Origin of the sequence: Streptomyces sp. NPDC002490, assembly GCF_040296045.1 — a bacterium.
Lineage (GTDB): Bacteria > Actinomycetota > Actinomycetes > Streptomycetales > Streptomycetaceae > Streptomyces.
The window spans coordinates 1-25,914 of record NZ_JBEOWM010000019.1; the positions used below are offsets into that span (position 1 = coordinate 1).

Here is a 25,914-nt window from a genome sequence, read left to right on the forward strand (position 1 = left end):
GATGGTACTGCAGGGGGGACCCTGTGGGAGAGTAGGACGCCGCCGAACTAAATTTCATAAGGAGTGGTTCACCGATCCCAGGATCGGTGAACCACTCCTTTTTTGTTTTGCGCCGCCTCCGCGTCATGCGCTGTTCACGTCCCGCCGAGAGCATCGTGCCCATGGGCACAGACGCAGAGCTGCGGGCAGCAGGGATCGGCCCGGGAGACGAGGTCGTCGTATCGGCTTTCGGCGACGTGGACACCGTTCGCTCGATCACCGAAGTGGGCGCGGTCCCCGTGTTCGCGGACATCGACCCGATGACGTACGGCCTCGCCCGCGATGCCGTCGCCGCCGTGCTGGGGCCGCGGACCGCTGCCGTCCTCACCACCCCCCGGTTCGGGCGCCCCGTGGAACGCGAACCGCTCGTCGAACTCAGCCGGCGGCACGGGTTGTTGGTCCTGGAAGCGGAGGAAGGCCAACCGCCCGACACCCGGGACGAGGTGGCCCTCCGACGAGCCAGGGCAGCCTACTTCGACGTCCGGTTGCGAGGTGTGCGCGTGCCGGAAGGGAGCGCCGGGCACACCTATCGGCAGTACGTGGTTCGCGTGCCCGGCAACGGCAGACCGGATCGGGACGCCTTCGCTCGCGAACTCCGGGCCGAGCGCATCGATTGCCGGATACCGGTGCGGACCCCCCTTCACCGGCTGCCGCAGTACTGGCGCAACACCTCGCTTCCGGAAACCGAACGGGCTGCGGACGAGACCCTCGCGCTCCCCGTTGCCAGCCCGTTCACCCGACGCCAGGCGCGACACCTCGTCTCCCGGTGCAATGCACTCGGCGGCGGCGTGGTGCGGTCCGATCCGGGCGCCTGGTGGGCCGCTGCTTTCTGAACGCACCGGGGGCGGTGGGTGGTGCGGAGCACCCGCGTCTTCGGGGTATGATCTATTCCGTTGGAAGCGCGGGGGACCGCGAAGACAACAGGCCCCTATAGCTCAGTCGGCAGAGCGTCTCCATGGTAAGGAGAAGGTCAACGGTTCGATTCCGTTTGGGGGCTCAGCCAAAGAGGAGAGGTCCTGACCACATGGTCAGGACCTCTCCTCTCGTTCCGGGATCAGACGGTGAGCCCGGGCACCCGCATCGCGAGGATCGCCATGTCGTCGGAGGGCGTCGAGCTGGCGAAGCGCTCCACCGCGCGCATCACCCGGGCGGCGACCGCCCCCGCCGTGAGCCCGGTGGAAGAGGCCAGGACCTCCGTGAGGCCCTCGTCACCCAGCATGCGTGAGCCCTCGCGGCGTTCCGTGATCCCGTCCGTGACGCACAGCAGCACATCGCCCGGATCCAGGGTGACCGTCTCCTCGAAGAGCTCCAATTCCTCCATCACACCCAGCAGCGGCTGGGATTCGGCGGCGGCCGTCACCGTGCCGTCCGGACGGAGCCGCAACGGCAGGGGATGCCCGGCGCACACCACCTTCAGCAGGGCGCTGCCGTCCGACTGCGGCCACAGCTCCCCGTACAGCAGGGTGAGGAACCGGCTGCGGGCGCCCTCGTCGAGGATCGCGGTGTTGAGCCGCTCCAGGACCGCGGGCCCGCCGAAGCCCTCGCGGGCCAGCAGGCGCAGGGCGTGCCGGGCCAGGCCGGTCACCGCGGCGGCCTCCGGGCCGGTGCCGCAGACGTCGCCGATGGCGAAGCCGTAGGCGCCGTCCCGGATCGGGAACAGGTCGTAGAAGTCCCCGCCGACCTCGTTGCCCTCGCCCGCCGCGCGGTAGATCACCTCCACCTCCACACCGGGGATCTCCGGGGTCTGCGGAGGCAGCAGACTGCGCTGGAGGGACTGGCTGATCGCCGTGCGCTCCGAGTAGAGGCGGGCGTTGTCGAGGGCGAGCGCGGCCCGCCGGGACAGGTCCTCGGCGAGCTCCAGGACCTCCTGGCGGAAGTGGTCCCCCGCAGGACGTCCCAGGGTGAGCATGCCGATGACGCGGTTGCGGGCCACCAGCGGCAGGACCACGCTCTCGCCGCCGACCGCCTGACCGTCCGCGGACGGCGCGCCCGGGCGGTCGAGGTCCTGGGCCGCGTCCCGGGCGGCGAGGCCCGGAGCGTGCCACACCCGGGCGCCGGGGGCGAGGACGGGCTCGGGTGCGGCGATGCCGGCGAGGAGTTCCTTGAGCGCGTCGATGCGGTCCTCGTCCTCGTGGAGGACGAACGACAGTTGGGGGTCCGACGACTGGTCGGCGATCGTATAGACGGCACACCAGGTGGCCAGGGTGGGGACCGTCATCTGGGCCATCAGAGCCAGTGTCTGGTCCCGGTCGAGGGTGCCGGCCAACAGGTCGGACGCCTCGACGAGGAAGCTCAGGGAGCCGCGCCGCAGGCGCTCTAGTTCGCCGAGCCGGGCGGACTCCACGGCGAGGGCGATCCGGTCGGCGGCGAACTGGAGGCGGAGGGCCTCCTCGTTGGAGTAGCGGTCCGGTGATTCGGCCGCCACGCCGAGCGAGCCGGTGAGCCGGCCCTCGACCTTCAGCGGGACGGTGACGACCGACCGCATGCCGGTGCCGCTCAACAGCGGCACGGCCCCCGGGACGACCGACAGGTCCTCGTGGACCGCGGGCATGCGCGCCGAGCCGTACCGACCGGGGCCCGCCTCGACGGGCACCCGGGCGAAGCGCTGGCGCGCGGACGGCAGCCCCGTGGAGGCGCGGACCTCCAGTTCCGTCTCGTCGTCGGTGGCGAGCAGCAGGAACGCGGCGTCGGCGTCCAGCATGTCCCGGGCGCGTTCCACGGTGCGCTGGAGCAGGCCGTCAAGGTCGTCGGGCGCCGGCGTGCCGATGAACACCTCGAACGGGTCGGCGGCACCCGGCTCGGTGGCGGTTGTGGTGTCCGGGGCGGCGGAGCGCAGCGGGGTCTGGATCACGGCCCGCTCGTGGTCGTGGACCAGCAGGCAGACCGTGGACGGTTCGCCCTCGCTGTCCCGGACCCGCAGGTGCGAGGCGTAGACGGGGACCACCCGGCCGGTGGCGCTGCGGATTCCGTAGCTGCCCTCCCAGCGGGAGAGCTGGAGGGCCTCGGTGACGCCGGTGCCGGTGCCGGGCGTGTGCGGCCAGGCAGCCAGGTCGGTGAGGGGCTTTCCGATCACCTGTTCGGTGGCGTAGCCGAAGAGCGCGGTGGCGTCCTCGTTCCAGGCGTGGACGGTTCCCGTGCCGTCGATCTGGAGCACGGCGACCCTGATCCGTCCGTCCGAGGCGGGAAGCAGGCCGGTGGGCAGGCTCGGGCCGGCGGAGCGGGTGCCGATGGGTCGGTCGGGCAGCTCCAGGTGGAACCAGACGTGCTTGTGGGTAGGGGTGTACTCGACGCCCCAACGGTGGGCGAGGGCGGCGCACAGTTGCAGACCGCGGCCGCCCTCCCGGTCGGGGCTGCGCAGTGCGGCGTGCGACTGCTGGAGCGGGATCTCCCGCTCCGGGTAGCGGTCGGCGACCTCGACGCGCACGCTGTCGCCGGAGCGCAGGCACTGCACCTCCGCTGCGGTGCCCGCGTGGATGACCGCGTTGGTGACGAGTTCGCTGGTGAGGACGACGGCGTCGTCGATGAGGTCGGTCAGGCCCCAGCCCTGGAGCGTGTCCCGGACGAAGGATCGGGCCGTGGCCACGGACCGGCTCGCGGGGGGAAAGGTGGCTGCCGCGCGCGCGGTGATCACAGAACTCCTCGTTCGGTTTTCGTCGTGCCGTGCTCCCCGGTCGCCGGCCTGTCGCGGCCGGGGATCCCGGGGGTGTCCCCCGGGCAAGTGCAGTCCGGTGGTCATGCTGGGGCCGCCTCCGATGCCCGCTCGTACTCCTGCCACCGTCCCGGCCGGGCGGGCCTGGTGGGTGGACAGCCGCATGCCAGGTTACTTACCTTCGCGGTCCATGCGGATGCCGCCCGAGGGAGTTTCCGCCCCCAAGGGGTGCGGAGGTTGTGCGAAGCTGCCGAACTGTTATGGCCTGGTTCAGCCGGGGTGAAACACTGGGCAGGCTTGATGAGGACGGTCCAATGCACGAGGTCGACCCCTGCGGGAGGGACACGGTGGAGTCTGGCGCGTCGGCGCGTGGCACGAGCACGCGCACGAAAGGCGGAGCGCCCGTGAGGAAGGCGCGTTCGGCGCACCGGGGGACGACCGCCGTGCGCACGGCGGAGTTGAACCGTCTGCTGGCGGCCCTGGAGGCGATGCGGGACGGGAACTTCCGCAAGCGCCTGCCGGTCACCGGGGACGACGTCCTCGCCGAGATCGCGGCCGTCTTCAACGAGGTCGCGGACCGCAATCTCCACCTCACGGGTGAACTGGCTCGGGTGCGCCGGGTGGTCGGACGTGAGGGAAAGATCACAGAACGGCTCGACCAGGGGCAGTGCGAGGGGTCCTGGGCCGCGGCGGTGGAGGCGTCCAACGCCCTCGTCGACGATCTGGTGCGGCCGGTGTCCGAGGTGGGTCGGGTGCTGTCGGCGGTGGCCGAGGGCGACCTGGAACAGCGCATGGAGCTGCGTCCGCACGGCGGGAACGGCACCGCGCCGCAGTTGCGGGGCGAGTTCCTGAAGGTCGGGCGCACGGTCAACAACCTGGTCGACCAGTTGTCGACGTTCACCGACGAGGTCACCCGGGTGGCCAGCGAGGTCGGCACCGAGGGCAAGCTGGGCGGCCAGGCACGGGTGCGGGGGATGTCGGGGTCGTGGAAGGACCTCACGGACTCGGTCAACACCATGGCGGACCGCTTGACGGCGCAGGTGCGGGACATCGCGCTGGTGACCACGGCGGTGGCCCGGGGCGATCTGTCGCGCAAGGTGACCGTCCACGTCGACGGCGAGATGCTGGAGCTGAAGAACACCGTCAACACGATGGTGGACCAGCTGTCCTCGTTCTCCTCGGAGGTGACCCGGGTCGCCCGCGAGGTGGGCACCGAGGGCGAGTTGGGCGGTCAGGCCCGGGTGCCCGGGGTGGCGGGCGTGTGGAAGGACCTCACCGACTCGGTGAACCTGATGGCCGGCAACCTGACGGCGCAGGTCCGCGGCATCGCCCAGGTGACGACGGCGGTGGCCAACGGCGACCTCTCGCAGAAGGTGACCGTCAGCGCGCGGGGCGAGATCGCCCAACTCGCCGAGACCATCAACCAGATGACCGAGACGCTGCGGACGTTCGCGGACGAGGTCACCCGGGTGGCGAACGAGGTCGGCGGTCAGGGGCGGCTCGGCGGTCAGGCGCAGGTGCCGGGCGCGGCGGGCACCTGGAAGGACCTCACCGACTCCGTCAACACCGTGTTCCGCAATCTGACGACGCAGGTCCGGGACATCGCGGCGGTGACGACGGCGGTGGCCAACGGCGACCTGTCGCAGAAGGTCACGGTCGACGTGGCCGGCGAGATGCTGGAGTTGAAGAACACCGTCAACACGATGGTGGACCAGCTCTCCGGGTTCGGTGCCGAGGTGACGCGGGTCGCGCGGGAGGTCGGCGTCGAGGGCGAACTCGGCGGTCAGGCACACGTCCAGGGCGCGGCGGGCACCTGGAAGGACCTCACGGACTCCGTGAACACGGCGTTCCGCAACCTCACCGGGCAGGTGCGCAACATCGCCCAGGTGACGACGGCGGTGGCCAACGGCGACCTGTCGCAGAAGGTCACCGTCGACGTGTCGGGCGAGATGCTCCAGCTGAAGAACACCGTGAACACCATGGTGGACCAGTTGTCGAGCTTCGCCGACCAGGTGACGCGGATGGCCCGGGACGTCGGCACCGAGGGCCGGCTCGGCGGGCAGGCCCGGGTCGACGGGGTGAGCGGCACCTGGAAGGAGCTGACGGACTCCGTCAACTTCATGGCGGGGAACCTGACCTCGCAGGTGCGGCAGATCGCGCAGGTGACCACGGCGGTGGCGCGGGGTGACCTGTCGCAGAAGATCGACGTGGACGCGCGCGGCGAGATCCTCGAACTCAAGAACACCATCAACACGATGGTGGACCAGCTCTCCGCGTTCGCCGACCAAGTGACCCGGGTGTCCCGGGACGTCGGCACCGAGGGCCGGCTCGGCGGCCAGGCGCAGGTGCCGGGGGTGGCGGGCGTCTGGCGCGACCTCACCGACTCGGTGAACGGCATGGCGGGGAACCTGACCTCGCAGGTGCGGCAGATCGCGCAGGTCGCCACGGCGGTGGCGCGGGGTGACCTGTCGCAGAAGATCGACGTGGACGCGCGCGGCGAGATCCTCGAACTCAAGAACACGCTGAACACGATGGTGGACCAGCTGTCGAACTTCGCGGAGCAGGTCACCATGGTGGCGCGCGAGGTGGGCACGGAGGGCATCCTCGGCGGTCAGGCGGAGGTGCAGGGGGTCTCCGGCACCTGGAAGGACCTGACCCAGTCCGTCAACTTCATGGCGAACAACCTCACCATCCAGGTGCGCAGCATCGCCGAGGTGACGACCGCGGTGGCGCGGGGCGACCTCTCCAAGAAGATCACCGTCGACGCCCGGGGCGAGATCCTCGAACTGGTGACGACGGTGAACACGATGGTGGACCAGCTCTCGAACTTCGCCGAGCAGGTCACCCGGGTGGCCCGCGAGGTCGGCACCGAGGGCAACCTCGGGGGCCAGGCCCGGGTGCCCGGCGCCACCGGCATCTGGAAGGACCTGAGCGACAACGTCAACCTGATGGCGAACAACCTGACCAGCCAGGTGCGCAACATCTCCCAGGTGTCCGCCGCGGTCGCCAACGGCGACCTGACGAAGAAGGTGACCGTGGAGGCCCGCGGCGAGGTCGCCCAGCTCGCCGACACCGTCAACACCATGGTGACCACCCTGTCCTCGTTCGCGGACGAGGTCACCCGGGTGGCCCGTGAGGTGGGCACGGACGGCATCCTGGGCGGGCAGGCGCGTGTTCCCGGGGTCTCCGGGACCTGGAAGGACCTCACCGAGTCGGTGAACTCGATGGCGTCCAACCTGACGGGCCAGGTCCGCAACATCGCCATGGTGACCACGGCCATCGCCAAGGGCGACCTGACCAAGAAGATCGACATCGACGCCCGCGGGGAGATCCTCGAACTCAAGACGACCATCAACACCATGGTCGACCAGCTGTCCTCGTTCGCCGAGGAGGTGACCCGGGTGGCCCGCGAGGTGGGCACCGAGGGGCAGCTCGGTGGTCAGGCACGGGTCCGGGACGTCGACGGCACCTGGCGCGACCTGACGGAGTCGGTGAACGAGATGGGCGGGAACCTGACCCGCCAGGTGCGGGCCATCGCCGCGGTGGCCACCGCGGTGACCCGAGGCGACCTCAGCCTGAAGATCGACGTGGACGCGGCCGGGGAGATCCAGGAGCTCCAGGACAACATCAACACGATGATCGCGAACCTGCGGGACACGACCATCGCCAACAAGGAGCAGGACTGGCTGAAGGGCAACCTCGCGCGGATCTCCGGTCTGATGCAGGGCCGCCGGGACCTGGAGGACGTGGCCAGACTGATCATGACCGAGCTGACGCCGGTGGTGTCCGCGCAGCACGGTGCGTTCTTCATCGCGGTGCCGGACGACGGCCATGACGTCGTCACCACCCAGACGGACGCCGAGGACGGCTACGAGCTGCGGATGCTGGGCTCGTACGGGTACTCCATGGGCACCATGCCCACCTCCTTCCGGCCCGGCGAGACGCTGATCGGAACGGCGGCCAAGGAGAAGCGGACGATCCTGATGGGGAACGTGCCGACCGGCTACCTGAAGATCTCCTCCGGGCTGGGCGAGGCGCCGCCCGCGCACGTCATCGTGTTGCCGGTGCTGTTCGAGGGGGCCGTGCTGGGCGTGATCGAGCTGGCGTCGTTCCAGCCCTTCACGCACATCCAGAAGGACTTCCTCAGCCAGATCGCCGAGATGATCGCGACCAGCGTCAACACGATCAGCGTCAACACCAAGACGGAGGTCCTCCTCAAGCAGTCGCAGGAGCTCACCGAGCAGTTGCGGGAGCGCTCGGAGGAGTTGGAGAACCGGCAGGCGGCGCTCCAGGAGTCCAACGCGGAGCTGGAGGAGAAGGCCGAGCTGCTCGCCCAGCAGAACCGTGACATCGAGGTGAAGAACACCGAGATCGAGGAGGCCCGGCAGGTCCTGGAGGAGCGTGCCGAGCAGCTCGCGGTGTCGATGCGGTACAAGTCCGAGTTCCTGGCGAACATGTCCCACGAACTGCGGACGCCGCTCAACTCGCTGCTGATCCTGGCGAAGCTGCTCGCGGACAACGCCGACGCGAACCTGACGCCGAAGCAGGTCGAGTTCGCCGTGACGATCCACGGCGCCGGCTCCGACCTGCTCCAGCTGATCAACGACATCCTCGACCTGTCCAAGGTCGAGGCGGGCAAGATGGACGTGTCCCCGACCCGGATCGCCCTGGTCCAGCTCGTGGACTACGTGGAGGCCACCTTCCGGCCGCTCACCGCGGAGAAGGGACTGGACTTCTCGGTGCGGGTGTCGCCCGAACTGCCCGCCACGCTGCACACCGACGAGCAACGGCTGCTCCAGGTGCTGCGCAACCTGCTCTCCAACGCGGTGAAGTTCACCGACACGGGGGCGGTCGAACTGGTGATCCGCACCGCCGGGGCGGACGTGCCCGTCTCCATCCGCGAACAGCTCCTGGAGACCGGTGCCCTCACGGCCCCGGACGCCGAGCTGATCGCGTTCTCGGTCAGCGACACGGGCATCGGGATCGCCGCCAGCAAGATGCGGGTCATCTTCGAGGCGTTCAAGCAGGCGGACGGGACCACCAGCCGCAAGTACGGCGGCACCGGGCTGGGCCTGTCCATCAGCCGCGAGATCGCCCGGCTCCTCGGCGGCGAGATCCACGCGGCGAGCGAACCCGGCCGCGGTTCGACGTTCACGCTGTACCTGCCGCTGCACCCGACCGGGGCGCCCGGGCAGGGCCTGACACCGGTGCCCTCGGTGCTGGAGCCGGGCGTCGACCCCGAACTCGGGCCGGCGGCGCTGGAGACCCCGCCGGAGGTGCGCTCCTACCAGGACGCCCAGCGCGGCCCGGCCGCCAACTTCCGGCGCCGGCGCCGCTCCACGGCGGCGCTGCCCGCCGCGGAACCGGCACGGCCGGTGGAGGACTCCGCCCTCGGCGAGCCGGAACGCGAGGCCCTCGTCGCCGTGCCGGAGACGGATGGGGACGGACAGCAGGAGCCGCCGCGGAACTTCGGGTTCGACGGGGAGAAGGTGCTCATCGTCGACGACGACATCCGCAACGTCTTCGCCCTGACCAGCGTCCTGGAACAGCACGGGCTGTCGGTTCTGTACGCCGAGAACGGCCGGGAGGGCATCGAGGTGCTGGAACAGCACGACGACGTGCGGCTGGTGCTGATGGACATCATGATGCCGGAGATGGACGGGTACGCCACGACCACCGCGATCCGGCGGATGCCGCAGTTCTCCGGGCTGCCGATCGTCGCGCTCACGGCCAAGGCGATGAAGGGCGACCGGGAGAAGGCGATCGAGTCGGGCGCCTCCGCCTACGTGACGAAGCCGGTGGACTCGGACCAACTGCTGACGGTGATGGAACAGTGGATGCGGGGCGAGTGAACGGGTGCGGGTGCGTTCGCGGTGAACGGCCGCGCCCTCCGCTCGGACTGACGGGCCGTGGCCGATCCCGTGTAGAAGTGCGGGATTCGGGGAACCTTCTGGTCCCCCGCGGAGTTTCTGCTACGTGCACAGTGACATCGCGGTGACAGGGTGTGGCGACAGGCGGGGTGCGGCTACCATGACCGGCACAAGAACGGACGGCACAACAGAGTCGTCCCCTGGGGCGGCGCCCGGTGCACTGCCGGGGCGAGGAGGACGGGCCATGGTCCAGAAGGCCAAGATCCTCCTGGTCGATGACCGGCCGGAGAATCTGCTCGCGCTGGAGGCCATTCTCTCCGCGCTCGATCAGACGCTGGTGCGGGCATCGTCCGGGGAGGAGGCGTTGAAGGCGCTGCTCACGGACGACTTCGCGGTCATCCTGTTGGACGTGCAGATGCCGGGGATGGACGGTTTCGAGACCGCCGCGCACATCAAGCGGCGGGAGCGGACCCGGGACATCCCCATCATCTTCCTGACCGCGATCAACCACGGGCCGCACCACACCTTCCGCGGTTACGCGGCGGGCGCGGTGGACTACATCTCCAAGCCGTTCGACCCGTGGGTGCTCCGTGCGAAGGTCTCGGTCTTCGTGGAGCTGTACATGAAGAACTGCCAGCTGCGGGAACAGGCCGCGCTGCTGCGCCTCCAGCTCGAAGGAGGCGGTCAGGGCGGTTCCGGCGGCAAGGAGGCCGCGGGACTGCTGGCCGAACTCTCTGCGCGGCTCGCCGCGGTGGAGGAGCAGGCCGAAGCCCTCTCCAAGCAGCTCGACGACGACGCGGGCGACGCCGCCGCGGTGGCCACGGCCGCCCATCTCGAACGCAAGCTCACCGGCTTGCGGAGGGCGCTCGACGCCCTGGAGCCCGGGACGGGCGCCGGGGCTCCCTCGGTGCCTTCGCCGAGCTGACGACCCGACACGGCCCCGGCTCCGCCCTCCGCACCGCGGACGTCACGGAGCCGGGGCTCCGTGACGTCAGGGACTGTGCGGGCCCGTGGAGTTGTGGGGGTCGCCCCGGGGCGGACAGTGCGGGACGGCTGATGCCTCCTGTGCGTTTGTGGGGGGTGGGGCCACGGCTTCGTGTGGGGCGGAAGAGGGCGCAGTAGGTGTTGCTTCCCCCGCCGTCAAAGCGCCTCCCCGACAGTGGCGACACGAACGGGTGAAACAGCGCGGCGCGTGTTCCCGGTGCCCGGCACCGGTAACCTCACACCCATGGCCTCACGTCAGCCCGCAGCCAAGAAGTCGCCCGCCAAGAAGGCGGCAGCACCGGCGAAGGCCCCGGCGAGGAAGGCCGCGGCCCGCAAGCCGCCGCCCAAGAAGGCCCCGGCGAAGAAGGCACCGGTCAGGAAGACGGCCGCCCGGAAACCGGCGGCCAAACCGGCTCCGCGTCCGGCACCGAGCCCCACCGGCGGCCTCTACCGGCTGGTGCGGGCCTGCTGGCTCGGCATCGCGCACGCGGTGGGGGCGGTGTTCCGTGGGATAGGGCGCGGTGCCAAGGGCCTGGACCCGGCCCACCGCAAGGACGGGCTCGCCCTGCTCCTCCTCGGCATCGCGCTGATCGTCGCCGCCGGCACCTGGTCGAACCTGCGCGGCCCGGTCGGCGACCTCGTCGAGATGCTGGTCACCGGGGCGTTCGGCCGCCTCGACCTGCTGGTGCCGATCCTGCTGGTCGTGGTCGCCGCGCGGTTCATCCGTCACCCGGACCAGCAGGACGCCAACGGACGGATCGTCATCGGCCTCTCGGCGCTCGTCGTCGGGGTGCTCGGCCAGGTGCACGTGGCCTGCGGGTCGCCCGCCCGGACCGACGGCATGCAGGCGATAAGGGACGCCGGTGGACTCATCGGCTGGGGTGCCGCCACTCCGCTGACGTACACCATGAGCGAGGTGCTGGCGGTCCCGCTGCTGGTGCTGCTCACCGTCTTCGGCCTGCTGGTGGTCACCGCCACCCCCGTCAACGCCATCCCCCAGCGACTGCGGCAGCTGGGCGCCCGCCTCGGCCTGGTCGAACCGGTCGACGCCCCGGTCGGAGACCCGGAGGACGACGAGCGGTACGACGAGCAGTGGCGCGAGGCGCTGCCCGCCCGCTCCCGCCGGCGTTCCCCGGCCGCGGGGGAGTACGACCCCGAGCAGGAGGAGGACGACGCCCTCTCCCGGCGTCGCCGGCCCCGCGGACGGTCCGGCCCGCCCGACTGGGACCGGCCCCTGGACCCGGTGGACGTCGCCGCCGCCGCTGCCGCGGCCCTCGACGGCGCGGTGCTGAACGGCATGCCGCCCTCCCCCCTCGTCGCCGACCTCACCCAGGGCGTCGGCGTGGACCGCGACCCCGAGCCGACCCCGTCGGTGCCGCCGGCCCGGGGCGCGGGCGCCCCCCCGGCCGGGAGCACGCGGAAGGCCGCGGACCGGGAGTCCGCGCCGACCGGAGCCCTGGTTCCCGACCTCACCAAGGCCGCCCCCGAGGTGCACCGGGAACTCCCCCCGCGCGCCGAGCAGCTCCAACTGCGCGGGGACGTCACCTACGCCCTGCCCTCGCTCGACCTGCTGGAGCGCGGCGGCCCGGGCAAGGCGCGCAGCGCCGCCAACGACGCGGTGGTGGCTTCGCTCACCAACGTCTTCACGGAGTTCAAGGTCGACGCCGCGGTCACCGGCTTCACCCGCGGGCCCACGGTCACCCGCTACGAGGTCGAGCTCGGCCCGGCGGTCAAGGTGGAGCGGATCACCGCGCTGACCAAGAACATCGCCTACGCCGTCGCCAGCCCCGACGTACGGATCATCAGCCCCATCCCCGGCAAGTCCGCGGTGGGCATCGAGATCCCCAACACCGACCGCGAGATGGTCAACCTGGGCGACGTGCTGCGGCTCGCGGACGCCGCCGAGGACGACCACCCGATGCTGGTGGCGCTCGGCAAGGACGTCGAGGGCGGCTACGTGATGGCCAACATGGCCAAGATGCCGCACATCCTGGTGGCCGGCGCCACCGGCTCCGGCAAGTCCTCCTGCATCAACTGCCTGATCACCTCGGTCATGATGCGGGCCACCCCCGAGGACGTCCGGATGGTCCTGGTCGACCCCAAGCGCGTCGAGCTGACCGCGTACGAGGGCATCCCGCACCTGATCACGCCCATCATCACCAACCCCAAGCGCGCCGCGGAGGCCCTCCAGTGGGTGGTGCGGGAGATGGACCTGCGCTACGACGACCTGGCCGCCTTCGGGTTCCGCCACATCGACGACTTCAACGAGGCGATAAGGAAGGGCAAGGTCACGGCGCCCGCGGGCAGCGAACGCGAACTCCAGCCGTACCCCTACCTCCTGGTGATCGTGGACGAGCTGGCCGACCTGATGATGGTGGCGCCCCGGGACGTCGAGGACGCCATCGTCCGCATCACGCAGCTCGCCCGCGCGGCCGGCATCCACCTGGTCCTGGCGACCCAGCGGCCGTCCGTGGACGTCGTCACCGGACTCATCAAGGCGAACGTGCCCTCCCGGCTGGCGTTCGCGACCTCCTCGCTGGCGGACAGCCGCGTCATCCTGGACCAGCCGGGCGCCGAGAAGCTGATCGGCAAGGGCGACGGCCTGTTCCTGCCGATGGGTGCCAACAAACCGACCCGGATGCAGGGCGCCTTCGTCACCGAGGACGAGGTGGCCCTGGTGGTCCAGCACTGCAAGGACCAGATGGCGCCCGTCTTCCGCGAGGACGTGGTGGTCGGCGGCAAGCAGAAGAAGGAGATCGACGAGGACATCGGCGACGACCTCGACCTGCTGTGCCAAGCCGCCGAGCTGGTCGTCTCCACCCAGTTCGGTTCCACCTCGATGCTCCAGCGCAAGCTGCGCGTCGGCTTCGCGAAGGCGGGGCGGCTGATGGACCTGATGGAGTCGCGGAACATCGTCGGCCCCAGCGAGGGGTCCAAGGCACGTGACGTTCTCGTGAAGGCCGACGAGCTCGACGGGGTCCTCGCGGTCATCAGGGGGGAGACTGGCGGCTGAGGCCCGTCACCGGGTTCCCCCGTCCGGCGGGGGTGCCCGGCCGTCGCGACGACGGTCGGGTCTCACCCGATCGGGAGAGCAGAGCAACCGTTTCCCCACGACGTTCGTCAAGTTGGGGGGAGAGGGACAGCACGCTGTCGCCCCGTCCGGGTGGGCGGCCGTTTCCCGCACCGTACAAATGGCGTACAAAGTCGTACCGACCGGTTGCCCCACCCTTTCGCACCCCCCCTAGACTGAACCTCCAGCAGGTGGCTCACGCTCGAAAGGCGCCCCCGTGTCCATCGGCAACTCCCCTGAAGACGACCGGCCCGCCGACGACCTCGGCCCCGCCGAGCTCCCGGCCGACGACCGTCCCCCGATCGGGCGCGCCCTCCAACAGGCGCGGATCGATTCCGGACTCACCGTCGACCAGGTCAGCACCGCCACCCGGGTGCGCGTCCCGATCATCCACGCCATCGAGCAGGACGACTTCAGCCGCTGCGGCGGCGACGTCTACGCCCGCGGGCACATCCGCACGCTCGCCCGTGCGGTCGGCCTCGACCCCGCCGAACTGCTGGAGCGGTTCGCCGCCGATCACGGGGGCCGTCCCGCGCCGACCCCCGCCGCCCCGCTCTTCGAGGCCGAGCGCATCCGGCCCGAGCCGCGCCGCCCCAACTGGACGGCCGCCATGGTCGCGGCGATCGTCGTGGTGATCGCCTTCGTCGGCTTCACCGCGTTCCGGGGCGACTCCGAACCGGACGGGGGCCGGACCCCCGTCGCCGGCAGCGGCTCCACCTCCGCCGGCACCGCCACGGCCAAGCCGAACCCGCCGAAGCCCGCCGACCCCAAGCCCCACCCGTCCGAGAGCGCGATCGCCGCCGCCCCCCAGGACAAGGTGACGGTCAAGGTCAGCGCCCCGCACGGCACGAGCTGGATCTCCGCGCGCGACCGCAACGGCCGCACCCTCTTCGACGGCCTCCTGGCGCAGGGCGACGCCAAGACCTTCGAGGACAAGCAGCAGATCAACCTGGTCCTCGGCAACGCGGGCGCCATCGAACTGCTGGTCAACGGCAAGGCCATCGAGGACGACTTCAAGCCCGGCATGGTCGAGCGCCTGACCTACACCAAGGGCGACCCCGCGGCGGGCTGATCCCCCGCGTGTCGCCGGGCGGTGCACCGCCGCCCGGCGACACGCTCCGGAGCCGGCACGGGCCGAAGGGGCCGGAACCGTGCCCGAGGCGCAAGGGCGGTCACCGGGACGAAGTAGTCTTGAGTCCATGCCCGAACGCCGCACCGTCGCTCTCGTCACTCTTGGCTGCGCCCGTAACGAGGTGGACTCGGAGGAGCTGGCAGGCCGCTTGGAGGCGGACGGCTGGCAACTCGTCGAGGACGCCGAGGACGCGGACGTCGCCGTCGTCAACACCTGCGGATTCGTCGACGCCGCCAAGAAGGACTCGGTCGACGCCCTCCTGGAGGCCAACGACCTCAAGGGACACGGGAGAACGCAGGCCGTCGTGGCCGTCGGCTGCATGGCCGAGCGGTACGGGAAGGACCTTGCCGAGGCCCTTCCGGAGGCGGACGGCATCCTCGGCTTCGACGACTACGCGGACATCTCCGACCGACTCCAGACCATCCTGAGCGGCGGCATCCACGCCTCCCACACCCCGCGCGACCGCCGCAAGCTGCTGCCCGTCAGCCCCGCCGAGCGCCAGGCCGCCGGCGCGGACGTCGCCCTGCCCGGCCACGCCCCCGCGACCGTCCCCCGGGACCTGCCCGAGGGCCTCGCCCCGGCCTCCGGTCCCCGGGCACCGCTGCGCCGCCGGCTCGGCGCCGCGCCCGTCGCGTCCGTGAAGCTGGCCTCCGGGTGCGACCGGCGCTGCACGTTCTGCGCCATCCCCTCCTTCCGCGGCTCCTTCATCTCCCGCCGTCCCTCCGACGTCCTCGGCGAGACCCGCTGGCTGGCCGAGCAGGGCGTCAAGGAGGTCATGCTGGTCTCCGAGAACAACACCTCCTACGGCAAGGACCTGGGCGACATCCGCCTCCTGGAGACCCTGCTGCCCGAGCTGGCCGCGGTCGACGGCATCGAGCGGGTGCGGGTGAGCTACCTCCAGCCCGCCGAGATGCGCCCCGGCCTGATCGACGTGCTCACCTCCACCGAGAAGGTCGCGCCCTACTTCGACCTGTCGTTCCAGCACTCCGCGCCCGCGGTGCTGCGGGCGATGCGCCGCTTCGGCGACACCGACCGCTTCCTGGAGCTGCTCGACCAGATCCGCACCAAGGCGCCCCAGGCCGGAGTGCGGTCCAACTTCATCGTGGGCTTCCCCGGCGAGAGCGAGGAGGACCTCGCCGAGCTGGAGCGCTTCCTCACCCACGCCCGCCTGGACGCCATCGGCGTGTTCGGCTACTCCGACGAGGAGGGCACCGAAGCGGCCACCTACGCCGTCAAGCACGACGAGGACACCGTCGCCGACCGGCTGGCCCGGGTGTCGCGGCTCGCCGACGAGCTCACCGCCCAGCGCGCCGAGGAACGCCTCGGCGAGACACTGGAGGTACTCGTCGAGTCCCCGGGCACCGGCGACGACCTCGACGAGGACGGGTCGGCCGTGGGGCGCGGGGCCCACCAGGCCCCCGAGACCGACGGGCAGGTGCGTTTCACCGACGCCGTCCCGCTCACCGTGGGCCGTATGGTCAGGGCGAAGGTGGTGGGCACCGAAGGCGTCGACCTCCTGGCGGAGGTCGTGGAGCTGACCGCGAGCGACGTGCGTTCCGAGGAGGCGGCCAGATGACCGGAGTCCCGGCATCCGCGACGGGCGGTTCCGGCAGGCCGGTGCCCGGCGGCAAGCTGGGCGCTGCGGCCGTCAACCAGGCCAGCCTGTGGAACATCGCCAACATCCTCACCATGATCCGGCTGCTGCTCGTCCCGGCCTTCGTGGTGCTGATGCTCGCGGACGGCGGATACGACCCGGCCTGGCGCTCCCTGGCCTGGGCCGCGTTCGCCATCGCCATGATCACGGACCTCTTCGACGGCCACCTGGCACGGACGTACAACCTGGTCACCGACTTCGGCAAGATCGCCGACCCGATCGCCGACAAGGCGATCATGGGCGCGGCGCTGGTCTGCCTGTCGTCCCTGGGCGACCTGCCCTGGTGGGTGACGGGGGTGATCCTCGGCCGTGAGCTGGGCGTCACCCTGCTGCGTTTCGTGGTGATCCGCTACGGGGTGATCCCGGCCAGCCGCGGCGGCAAGATGAAGACGCTCGCCCAGGGCACCGCCGTGGGCATGTACGTGCTGGCGCTCACCGGGCCGCTGGCCACCCTGCGGTTCTGGGTGATGGCGGTGGCCGTGGTCCTGACGGTGGTCACCGGACTCGACTACGTGCGCCAGGCCGTGGTGCTGCGCCGGCGCGGCATCGCCGAGCGCCGGGCCCTGGCCGCCGGACCGCCGGCCGCGGTGGAGCGGGAAGCCGAGCGGTGAGCACGCCGGCCGCCGAGGCACTGCGACTGCTGCGGGACCGGGGCGAGACCCTCGCCGTGGCGGAATCGCTCACCGGCGGCCTGGTCGCTGCTGCGGTCACCGAGGTGCCCGGCGCCTCCTCCGCGTTCCGCGGTTCGGTGACGGCCTACGCGACGGACCTCAAGGCCGGTCTGCTCGGGGTCGACGCCGGTGTGCTGACGGCCCGGGGCGCCGTGGACGACGCGGTCGCGCTCCAGATGGCGGACGGGGTGCGGCGGGCGCTCGGCGCGCACTGGGGGATCGCGACCACGGGCGTCGCGGGGCCGGAGCCGCAGGACGGGCGGCCGGTGGGCACGGTGTACGTCGCCGTGCGCGGGCCACGGGACGGCGGCAAAGTGGTCGCATTGAGGTTGAACGGCGATCGGACGGAAATCCGTAGGGAGAGCGTGCGCAGTGTGCTCGCCCTCCTGCTGGAACGTCTGTCCGACCGGCCGGGAGGCGCCCGGGCACAGGATACGGAACAGAACGGGGGGACTTGATGTTTGCAGCCCTGAGTGAACACGACATCGCTCCCCGCACGGCCGCGGCGCAAGGCGGTACGGTGGGGCGTGAAGGATGCGGCTACACGGTCCGAGGAGGGAGCAACCGATGATTCTGCTCCGTCGCCTGTTGGGTGACGTGCTGCGTCGGCAGCGCCAGCGCCAGGGCCGTACTCTGCGCGAAGTCTCCTCGTCCGCCCGAGTGTCACTCGGCTATCTCTCCGAGGTGGAGCGGGGGCAGAAGGAGGCATCCTCTGAGCTGCTCTCCGCGATCTGCGACGCGCTTGACGTACGGATGTCCGAGCTGATGCGTGAGGTGAGCGACGAGCTCGCCCTCGCGGAGCTGGCCGAGTCTGCGGCCAACGAGTCGGTGCCCGCACCGGTGCGCCCGATGCTCAATTCCGTGTCGGTGACCGGTGTGCCACCGGAACGGGTCACGATCAAGGCGCCCGCGGAGGCGGTGGACGTCGTCGCGGCCTGACGGTCCGCGGTGTCCGCACGCGCCACGAGGCCCCTGGGGTTCCGAAGCCCCGGTCCGGACGCTCCCCCGAGGGAGCCGTTCGGACCGGGGCTTCTTCCTGTGCCCCGGTTCGACCGGACCAGGTGTACATCTCCCCGTTCGGGTAGGTGTGCCATGGTGGGAGAGGAATGATCTCCCCCTGCGGAACCGGAGGACCGGCATGTACGTCGTGAAGAGCCCGCTGTCTGACGCCGCCATGAAGACCGTGGCCGAGGCCCTGCAAGGAGCTCTGGTGGATCTGGTGGACCTGTCGCTGATCTCCAAGCAGATCCACTGGAACGTCGTCGGACCGCGTTTCCGCTCCATCCACCTGCAACTCGACGAGGTGGTCGACACCGCCCGACTGCACTCGGACACCGTGGCCGAGCGTGCCTCGACCCTGGGCGTCCCGCCGGACGGCCGTGCGGAGACGGTGGCCCGCACCAGCGGCACCGGCAAGGTCCCCGACGGCTGGATCAAGGACGCGGACGCGGTGGGCACCCTGGTCGGCGCCCTCGGCTCGGTGATCGCACGGATGCGGGAGCGGGTGGACGCCACCGCCGACGCCGACCCGGTCAGCCAGGACATCCTCATCCAGATCACGGCCGATCTGGAGAAGCACCACTGGATGTTCCAGGCCGAGAACGGCTGAGCGGCACGCTGCGCCCCCGCCCGACCGGCTCCGCCCGGTCCACCGGGCCCGGACGCACCCTCCTCCGGCTGACGGCGGTGGTCGGCGGGGTGCTGTGGTGGTGGGCCGCCCTGCGGCTGGCCCTCGCCCCCGGGGCCGGACTGCGGGAGGGCCTGGTGACGGCCACCGGCTGGGGGCTGAGCCTGCTTCCGGTGCACAGCGCTCCCGCCCGGCCGAAGGTACGGCGCCGTCAGGGCGGTGCCGGACCGGTCTGACAGGACGGACACCAGTGGACGGGACGGGTCCCGAAGCCCTCGGGCCGGTCGGCCCGGCGGACCGGGGTCCCGCACCGCAGGCAGGGGCGCGGGGCCCGACCGTACGCGTACAGCCGCTCGTCGCGGCGGCCGGTGGTCACCCGGACCGGACGGTCGCGGTTGGCCACCAGCAGGTCCCGGGCGAGACCGGGCAGCGCGGCCAGCCGGTCGGGCGGCACCTCCGCGACCGGTAGCCAGGGCGTGACCCCGAGCAGGAAGCACAGCTCCACCGCGTACACGTTGCCGATGCCGGCGAGGTTGCGCTGGTCGAGCAGCGCTTCCAGGAGCGGGCGACCGGGCCGGGCCAGCAGGTTCCCCCGCGCCCGCTCCGGGTCCCAGTCGGGGCCGAGCGGATCGGGGCCGAGGTGGCCGACCACCCGGGCCTCGTCCGCGGAACGCAGGAGGTCCAGCACCGGCAGCCGGTAGCCCACGGCCGTGACCGTGCCGGTGCCCAGGACCGCCCGGATCTGGTGCGCGGGGCCGCCGCGCCAGCGCTCCCCGGCCCGGTACACCTGCCAGGAGCCGTCCATGCGGAGGTGGGAGTGCAGGGTGAGCCCGCCCTCCAGCCGGGTCAGCAGGTGCTTCCCGCGCGGTGTGGTGTCCAGGACGGTGCGGCCCCGCAGATCCGCCGTCGCCAGACGGGGAACCCGCAGGTCGGACCGGGTCAGTAGCTGCCCGGACAGTGCTCGGTGCAGCCGCCGTGCGGCCTGCCAGACCGTGTCGCCCTCGGGCACCTGCCGCACCTCCTCGCCGTGTCGGCCGGCCTCCGGTCCCATCCTCGCAGCCGCTCCCGGGCGCGGCTGCGGGAGCCGGCGGCCGGTGAGTAGACTCGGCGAACGTGGCGGATACCCAGTACGAAGACCTGTTGCGGTTGGTGCTCACCTCCGGGACGGCCAAGGACGACCGGACGGGCACGGGCACCCGGAGTGTCTTCGGGCACCAACTGCGCTATGACCTCTCGCGCGGGTTCCCGCTGGTCACCACCAAGAAGGTGCACCTCAAGTCGATCGTGTACGAGCTGCTGTGGTTCCTGAGGGGCGAGTCGAACGTCGGCTGGCTGAACGAGCACGGCGTCACCATCTGGGACGAGTGGGCCGACGGGAAGGGCGAACTGGGTCCGGTCTACGGTGCCCAGTGGCGTTCCTGGCCCACCCCGGACGGTCGGCACGTCGACCAGATCTCCGAGGTCCTCGACACCCTGCGCCGGGACCCCGACTCCCGCCGGATGGTGGTGTCCGCCTGGAACGTCGGGGAACTGGACCGGATGGCGCTCGCCCCGTGCCACGCCTTCTTCCAGTTCTACGTCGCCGACGGCAGGCTCTCCTGCCAGCTGTACCAGCGCAGCGCGGACCTGTTCCTCGGCGTCCCGTTCAACATCGCGAGCTACGCCCTGCTCACCCACATGGTGGCGCAGCAGGTCGATCTGGAGCCGGGTGACTTCATCTGGACCGGCGGTGACTGCCACATCTACGACAACCACGTCGAGCAGGTGACCGAACAGCTCTCGCGCGTCCCGTTCGCCTTCCCCGAGCTGCGGCTGCGCCGGGCCGATTCGCTCTTCGACTACGCCTACGCCGACGTCGAGGTGCTGGGCTACCGGCACCACCCGCCCATCAAGGCGCCGGTGGCGGTGTGAACGTCGGGCTGATCTGGGCGCAGACCCGTGCCGGCGTGATCGGCGCGGGCGGGGGCATCCCGTGGCGCCTGGCCGAGGACATGGCGCACTTCAAGGCGACCACCCTCGGTCATCCGGTGGTGATGGGCCGCAGGACCTGGGACTCGTTGCCGGCGCGCTTCCGTCCGTTGCCGGGGCGGCGCAACGTCGTGGTGACCCGTGATCCCCGGTGGGCGGCCGGGGGCGCGGAACGCGCGGGCTCCGTCGAGGAGGCCCTGGCGCGGGCCGCCGAGCCGGTCGGGGCGAAGACGCCCACCGAGACCTGGGTGATCGGCGGGGGGGAGATCTACCGGGCCGCCCTGGGGCACGCCACGACGCTCTCGGTGACGGAGATCGACTCGGCGGTGGACGGCGACACCCACGCGCCGGTCCTGGACGCCGGCTGGACGGCCGTGGTGGAGGACGAAGGGTGGCGGGAGTCCGCGTCCGGGCTGCGCTACCGCATCCGCCGCTACGTGCGCTGAGGGTCGCAGCCGCCGGAGCTCCGTCCCCGGCCCGACGCCTCAGCCGCGCAGGCGCAGGCCCCGGGGCGTGGCGTGGAAGCCGGCCGCCTCCAGCAGCTCACCGAACGTCGAGTTCAGCGCCGGGGTGCCGTTGACCCGTTCCACCGTGACCGTGCCCAGGGCGCCGTCCCGACCCGCTCGGGCCACTGCCTCGGCGGCGGCCGTCAACCTCGGGTCGCTGCGCCAGGCGCCAGCCTCCGCCGTCGGGTCGGTGGGCCAGGCCAGCAGGGTCTTGCCGCCCCGCTCCAGGTAGAGGGCGAGCTCCCCCTCCACCAGGACGACCATCGAGCCGGCCTTGCGGCCGGGCTTGTGACCGGCACCGGTCGGCGGGTCGGGCCAGGGCAGGGCCGCCCCGTAGGCATTGGCCGGGTCCGCCGCGGCCAGCACCACCGCGCGCGGGCCGGCGGTGGCGCCACGGGCCGGACGACGGGGAGCCGGGTCGAAGGCGTCGGCCTCCCCGGGCGGGAGCGGGGCACTGTCGCCGCGTTCCCGAGCCGTCGCCACCGCCCGGAGCCGGTCCACCGCCCCGTCCACGGCGAACTGGGCCGCGCCCAAGCCCTCCACCACGTAGCCGCGCCGGGCCTGTCCGTTCTCCTCGAACGCGGACAGCACCCGGTAGGCCGCGGCGAAGCCGCCCTCGACGCCTTCGGCCGCGACGGCCCCCCGGGTCACCACCCCGTGCCGGTCCAGCAGGGTGCGGGCCAGTGCGTGGGCGCGCACGGTCGGGTCGGGCTCGACCGGGGCGAGCAGGGACCAGCGTCCCCCCACGGTGGGCGGACCGCTGCGGGAGGCCGCCGGGCGGGCCGCGGCGGTGAGCGAGCCGTACCGTCCGCGGGGGACGGTACGGCGGGCCCGGTGCGCCGTGGCACCGGCGGTGCGGCCGGAGCCGAGCAGGGCACGCAGTGGTGCGAGGGTGTCGTTGGTCAGCCGACCCGACCAGGCCAGGTCCCACAGCGCCTCGGCTAGCGACGGATCGGTGGCCTCCGGGTGACCCGTGGCCCGGACCCGTTCGGCGATCTGACGGAAGAACAGCCCGTAGCCGCCGGAGAGGGCGTCCAGCACGGACCGGTGCAGTTCGGTCAGCTCCAAGGGATGGGGCGGGGGGAGGAGCAGGGGCGCCGCATCGGCGAGGTAGAGGGAGATCCAGCCGTCCTTGCCGGGCAGGGAGCCGGCCCCCGCCCACACCACTTCGCCGGAGGTCGTCAGCTCGTCCAGCAGGCTGGGGGCGTAGTCGCCGACCCGGGAGGGCAGGACCAGCTTCTCCAGGGCGGACGCGGGGACGGCCGCGCCCTGGAGCTGTTCGACGGCGCGGACCAGTCCGTCCGGGCCGCGCAGTCCGCCGCGTTCGCCGATGTGCTGCCACCGGGGCAGGAACTGGGCGAGCGCCGGCGCGGGCACCGGCTCCAACTCCTGCCGCAGCGCGGCCAGCGAGCGCCGGCGCAAGCGGCGCAGCACCGCGGTGTCGCACCACTCCTGGCCGATGCCCGCGGGATGGAACTCGCCCTGGACGACCCGTCCCGCGGCCGCCAGCCGGTGCAGCGCGCCATCCGTGACGGCGGGGCCCAGCCCGAAGCGGGTGGCCGCGGCGGCCGAGGTGAAGGGGGTGTGGGTGCGGGCGTAGCGGGAGAGGAGGTCGCCCAACGGGTCCGGTACCGGTTCGGTGAAGGCCTCGGGCACCCCGACCGGCAGTGCGGTGCCCAGGGCGTCCCGCAGGCGTCCCGCGTCCTCGACGGCCGCCCAGTGGTCGGTGCCGGCGATCCGGACCCGGATCGCTCGCCGGGCCGCGGTCAGCTCCGCCGCCCACGCCTCCTCGGCACCGCGCTCGGCCAACTCCCCGGGGGTCAGCGGGCCGAGCAGCCGCAACAGGTCGGCGACGCCCTCCGCGTCCTTGACCCGGCGGTCCTCGGTGCGCCACTGGAGTTCGGCCTCCAACTCGGCCAGCACCTCGGCGTCCAGGAGTTCGCGCAGCTCCGCCCGGCCCAGCAGTTCGGACAGCAGCCGGGAGTCCAAGGAGAGGGCCGCCGCCCGCCGTTCGGCCAGCGGCGAATCGCCCTCGTACAGGAACTGGGCGACGTACCCGAAGAGCAGGGAGCGGGCGAAGGGCGAGGGCTCGGGGGTGGTGACCTCCACCAGCCGGACCCGACGGGACGCGATGTCGCCCATCAGCTCCGAGAGGCCCGGCACGTCGAACACGTCCTGGAGGCACTCGCGGACCGCTTCGAGGACGATCGGGAAGGAACCGAAGTCGCTCGCCACCTCCAGGAGTTGGGCGGCCCGCTGCCGCTGCTGCCAGAGCGGGGTGCGCTTGCCGGGGCTGCGGCGCGGCAACAGCAGGGCCCGTGCGGCGCACTCCCGGAACCGGGACGCGAACAGTGCCGAGCCGCCGACCTGGTCCGTGACGACCTGTTGGACGTCGTCCTTGTCGAACAGCACGTCGGCGGCGCCCACCGGGGCCTGCTCCGCGTCGTACTCCGTGCCCCGCGCGGCCGGCGGGTCCGCGTCCAGCAGGTCCAGCCCCATCAGGTCGGCGTCCGGCAGGCGCAGCACCAGTCCGTCGTCCGCGTGCATCACCTGCGCGTCCATGCCGTACCGCTCGCCGAGGCGGGCGCCCAGGGCGAGGGCCCAGGGGGCGTGCACCTGCGCGCCGAAGGGGGAGTGCACCACCACCCGCCAGTCGCCCAGCTCGTCGCGGAACCGCTCCACCACGATCGTCCGGTCGTCGGGTACGTGTCCGCACGCCGTCCGTTGTTCGTCCAGGTAGGCGAGGACGTTGTCGGCGGCCCAGGCGTCGAGCCCGGCGGCCCGCAGCCGCGCGCGGGCGTCCTCGGGGGGCAGCGCGCCGACCTCGCGCAGGAAGGCCCCGAGGGCCCGCCCCAGCTCCAGCGGTCGGCCGAGCTGGTCGCCCTTCCAGAACGGCAGCCGGCCCGGCACGCCCGGCGCGGGGGAGACCAGGACCCGGTCCCGGGTGATGTCCTCGATCCGCCACGAGCTGGTGCCCAGGGTGAACACGTCGCCCACCCGGGACTCGTAGACCATCTCCTCGTCGAGCTCCCCGACCCGGCCGCCGCCCTTCTTGGGATCGGCACCGGCCAGGAAGACCCCGAACAGTCCCCGGTCCGGGATGGTGCCCCCGGAGGTCACGGCGAGGCGCTGCGCGCCGGGGCGGCCGGTGACCGTGCCCGCGATCCGGTCCCACACCACGCGGGGCCGCAGCTCGGCGAAGGCGTCGGAGGGGTAGCGGCCCGCGAGCATGTCCAGCACCGCGGTGAACGCCGACTCGGGCAAGGAGGCGAACGGCGCGGCCCGCCGCACCAGCGCCAGCAGGTCGTCCACCTGCCAGGTGTCCAGGGCGACCATCGCGACCAGCTGCTGCGCGAGCACGTCCAGCGGGTTCGCCGGCACTCGCAGCGACTCGATCGCGCCCGCCCGCATCCGCTCGGTCACCACCGCGGACTGCACCAGGTCACCCCGGTACTTGGGGAACACCACCCCGGTCGACACCGCGCCCACCTGGTGCCCGGCGCGGCCCACCCGCTGGAGCCCGGACGCCACCGAGGGCGGTGACTCCACCTGCACCACCAGGTCCACGGCGCCCATGTCGATGCCCAATTCCAGGCTGGAGGTGGCCACCACGGCGGGCAGCCGGCCGGCCTTCAGGTCCTCTTCGACCAGCGCCCGCTGCTCCTTGGAGACCGAACCGTGGTGGGCCCGGGCGATCACCGGCGGGGCGCCGCGGGCCGCGCCCGAGCCGCCCATCAGGTCGGCCGGCGCGTGCCCCTCGGCCAGCGGGGTGCCGGTGGCCCGCTCGTAGGCGATCTCGTTCAGCCGGTTGCACAGGCGCTCCGCCAGCCGCCGCGAGTTCGCGAAGACGATCGTCGAGCGGTGGGACTGCACCAGATCGGTGATCCGCTCCTCCACGTGCGGCCAGATCGAGGGCCGCTCCCCGTCCTCGCCGGCCTGGGAGGCGGGGGAGCCGCCCAACTCGCCCAGGTCCTCCACCGGCACCACCACCGACAGGTCGAACTCCTTGCCCGAGGGCGGCTGCACCACCTCCACCCGGCGGTGCGGCGAGAGGTAGCGCGCCACCTCGTCCACCGGGCGGACCGTCGCCGACAGGCCGATGCGCCGGGCCGGCCGCGGCAACAGGGCGTCCAGCCGCTCCAGGGAGAGCGCCAGGTGCGCGCCGCGCTTGGTGCCCGCCACCGCGTGGACCTCGTCCAGGATGACGGTCTCCACCCCGGCCAGGGCCTCCCGGGCGGCCGAGGTCAGCATCAGGAACAACGACTCCGGGGTGGTGATCAGGATGTCCGGCGGGCGGCTCGCCAGGCCGCGCCGCTCGGCGGCCGGGGTGTCGCCCGAACGGATGCCGACCCGCACCTGCGGCTCCGGCAGCCCGAGCCGGACCGCCTCCTGCCGGATGCCCGTCAACGGACTGCGGAGATTGCGCTCCACGTCCACGGCGAGCGCCTTCAACGGGGACACGTACAGCACCCGGCACCGCTGCTTCGGATCGGCGGGCACGGGCGTGGAGGCCAGCCGGTCCAGCGCGGCGAGGAACGCGGCCAGCGTCTTGCCGGAGCCGGTGGGCGCGACCACCAACACGTCGGAACCCTCGCCGATGGCCCGCCACGCACCGCTCTGCGCGCTCGTGGGCGCGGAGAACGCCCCCGAGAACCAGCCGCGGGTCGCGGGGGAGAACGCGTCGAGAGCGGACGTCACCATGCCCCCATCCTGCACCCCGCCACTGACATTCCCCCCGACCTGC

At 72.1% G+C, this 25,914-nt stretch carries 16 protein-coding genes and 1 tRNA gene; 14 read left to right on the plus strand and 3 right to left on the minus strand.

Annotated elements, in window-relative coordinates:
• Positions 1 to 161 precede the first annotated feature (161 nt).
• The gene (locus tag ABT092_RS14445; RefSeq protein ID WP_351243553.1) at positions 162 to 872 is read left to right on the plus strand and encodes a DegT/DnrJ/EryC1/StrS family aminotransferase; all 711 of its coding nucleotides are present in this window, start codon (positions 162 to 164) and stop codon (positions 870 to 872) included.
• A gap of 91 nt (positions 873 to 963) precedes the next feature.
• A tRNA-Thr gene (locus ABT092_RS14450) sits at positions 964 to 1,036 on the plus strand.
• A gap of 57 nt (positions 1,037 to 1,093) precedes the next feature.
• Here the strand turns inward: ABT092_RS14450 and ABT092_RS14455 are convergent.
• A complete protein-coding gene (locus ABT092_RS14455) occupies positions 1,094 to 3,775 on the minus strand; it encodes a SpoIIE family protein phosphatase (RefSeq protein ID WP_351243728.1) in 2,682 nt (893 codons plus the stop codon).
• Positions 3,776 to 4,035: 260 nt separating this feature from the next.
• On the opposite strand from ABT092_RS14455, the gene ABT092_RS14460 reads away from it, so the two are divergent.
• The 10 genes from ABT092_RS14460 (at position 4,036) to ABT092_RS14515 (ending at position 18,932) form a co-directional block, all read left to right on the plus strand.
• Positions 4,036 to 9,540 carry a HAMP domain-containing protein gene (locus tag ABT092_RS14460; RefSeq protein ID WP_502968440.1) on the plus strand — a complete coding sequence of 1,835 codons (5,505 nt, stop codon included), beginning with the start codon at positions 4,036 to 4,038 and terminating at the stop codon, positions 9,538 to 9,540.
• Between the two features lie 262 nt (positions 9,541 to 9,802).
• Positions 9,803 to 10,483 carry a response regulator gene (locus ABT092_RS14475; protein ID WP_351243555.1) on the plus strand — a complete coding sequence of 227 codons (681 nt, stop codon included), beginning with the start codon at positions 9,803 to 9,805 and terminating at the stop codon, positions 10,481 to 10,483.
• A 303-nt stretch (positions 10,484 to 10,786) separates the two neighbouring features.
• Complete coding sequence (locus ABT092_RS14480; RefSeq protein ID WP_351243557.1) at positions 10,787 to 13,555, plus strand: DNA translocase FtsK; 2,769 nt, start codon at positions 10,787 to 10,789, stop codon at positions 13,553 to 13,555.
• A 274-nt stretch (positions 13,556 to 13,829) separates the two neighbouring features.
• Positions 13,830 to 14,684, plus strand: a complete 855-nt coding sequence (locus tag ABT092_RS14485; RefSeq protein WP_351243559.1) for a helix-turn-helix domain-containing protein — start codon at positions 13,830 to 13,832, stop codon at positions 14,682 to 14,684.
• A 127-nt stretch (positions 14,685 to 14,811) separates the two neighbouring features.
• A complete protein-coding gene (gene rimO / locus ABT092_RS14490; protein ID WP_351243561.1) occupies positions 14,812 to 16,320 on the plus strand; it encodes a 30S ribosomal protein S12 methylthiotransferase RimO in 1,509 nt (502 codons plus the stop codon).
• Positions 16,317 to 17,009: a CDP-diacylglycerol--glycerol-3-phosphate 3-phosphatidyltransferase gene (gene pgsA / locus ABT092_RS14495; protein ID WP_351243563.1), complete on the plus strand. Its 693-nt coding sequence runs from the start codon at positions 16,317 to 16,319 to the stop codon at positions 17,007 to 17,009. Before rimO ends, pgsA begins: the two co-directional genes overlap by 4 nt.
• The gene (locus ABT092_RS14500; RefSeq protein ID WP_351243565.1) at positions 17,006 to 17,527 is read left to right on the plus strand and encodes a CinA family protein; all 522 of its coding nucleotides are present in this window, start codon (positions 17,006 to 17,008) and stop codon (positions 17,525 to 17,527) included. Before pgsA ends, ABT092_RS14500 begins: the two co-directional genes overlap by 4 nt.
• A gap of 109 nt (positions 17,528 to 17,636) precedes the next feature.
• Positions 17,637 to 18,008, plus strand: coding sequence for a helix-turn-helix domain-containing protein (locus tag ABT092_RS14505; protein WP_351243567.1), 372 nt, complete (start codon positions 17,637 to 17,639; stop codon positions 18,006 to 18,008).
• 199 nt (positions 18,009 to 18,207) lie between these two features.
• Complete coding sequence (locus tag ABT092_RS14510) at positions 18,208 to 18,678, plus strand: Dps family protein (RefSeq protein ID WP_351243569.1); 471 nt, start codon at positions 18,208 to 18,210, stop codon at positions 18,676 to 18,678.
• 77 nt (positions 18,679 to 18,755) lie between these two features.
• Complete coding sequence (locus ABT092_RS14515; protein ID WP_351243571.1) at positions 18,756 to 18,932, plus strand: hypothetical protein; 177 nt, start codon at positions 18,756 to 18,758, stop codon at positions 18,930 to 18,932.
• On the opposite strand, the gene ABT092_RS14520 is transcribed toward ABT092_RS14515, so the two are convergent.
• Positions 18,908 to 19,705 (minus strand): Fpg/Nei family DNA glycosylase, encoded by a 798-nt coding sequence (locus ABT092_RS14520; RefSeq protein WP_351243730.1) that lies wholly within the window; start codon positions 19,703 to 19,705, stop codon positions 18,908 to 18,910. The genes ABT092_RS14515 and ABT092_RS14520 overlap by 25 nt on opposite strands.
• A gap of 104 nt (positions 19,706 to 19,809) precedes the next feature.
• On the opposite strand from ABT092_RS14520, the gene ABT092_RS14525 reads away from it, so the two are divergent.
• Positions 19,810 to 20,607 (plus strand): thymidylate synthase, encoded by a 798-nt coding sequence (locus tag ABT092_RS14525; RefSeq protein WP_351243573.1) that lies wholly within the window; start codon positions 19,810 to 19,812, stop codon positions 20,605 to 20,607.
• Complete coding sequence (locus ABT092_RS14530; RefSeq protein ID WP_351243575.1) at positions 20,604 to 21,110, plus strand: dihydrofolate reductase; 507 nt, start codon at positions 20,604 to 20,606, stop codon at positions 21,108 to 21,110. The genes ABT092_RS14525 and ABT092_RS14530 overlap by 4 nt, the downstream gene beginning before the upstream one ends.
• A gap of 39 nt (positions 21,111 to 21,149) precedes the next feature.
• On the opposite strand, the gene ABT092_RS14535 is transcribed toward ABT092_RS14530, so the two are convergent.
• A complete protein-coding gene (locus tag ABT092_RS14535) occupies positions 21,150 to 25,871 on the minus strand; it encodes an ATP-dependent helicase (protein WP_351243577.1) in 4,722 nt (1,573 codons plus the stop codon).
• Between the last annotated feature and the right edge of the window lie 43 nt (positions 25,872 to 25,914).

Bases quoted from the DNA above. Each gene is read 5' to 3' on its own strand.
- ABT092_RS14505 (WP_351243567.1), top strand. From the start codon at position 17,637: ATGATTCTGCTCCGTCGCCTGTTGGGTGACGTGCTGCGTCGGCAGCGC.
- ABT092_RS14510 (WP_351243569.1), top strand. From the start codon at position 18,208: ATGTACGTCGTGAAGAGCCCGCTGTCTGACGCCGCCATGAAGACCGTG.
- ABT092_RS14475 (WP_351243555.1), top strand. From the start codon at position 9,803: ATGGTCCAGAAGGCCAAGATCCTCCTGGTCGATGACCGGCCGGAGAAT.
- pgsA (WP_351243563.1), top strand. From the start codon at position 16,317: ATGACCGGAGTCCCGGCATCCGCGACGGGCGGTTCCGGCAGGCCGGTG.
- ABT092_RS14535 (WP_351243577.1), bottom strand. From the start codon at position 25,871: ATGGTGACGTCCGCTCTCGACGCGTTCTCCCCCGCGACCCGCGGCTGG.
- ABT092_RS14455 (WP_351243728.1), bottom strand. From the start codon at position 3,775: ATGACCACCGGACTGCACTTGCCCGGGGGACACCCCCGGGATCCCCGG.
- ABT092_RS14480 (WP_351243557.1), top strand. From the start codon at position 10,787: ATGGCCTCACGTCAGCCCGCAGCCAAGAAGTCGCCCGCCAAGAAGGCG.
- rimO (WP_351243561.1), top strand. From the start codon at position 14,812: ATGCCCGAACGCCGCACCGTCGCTCTCGTCACTCTTGGCTGCGCCCGT.
- ABT092_RS14445 (WP_351243553.1), top strand. From the start codon at position 162: ATGGGCACAGACGCAGAGCTGCGGGCAGCAGGGATCGGCCCGGGAGAC.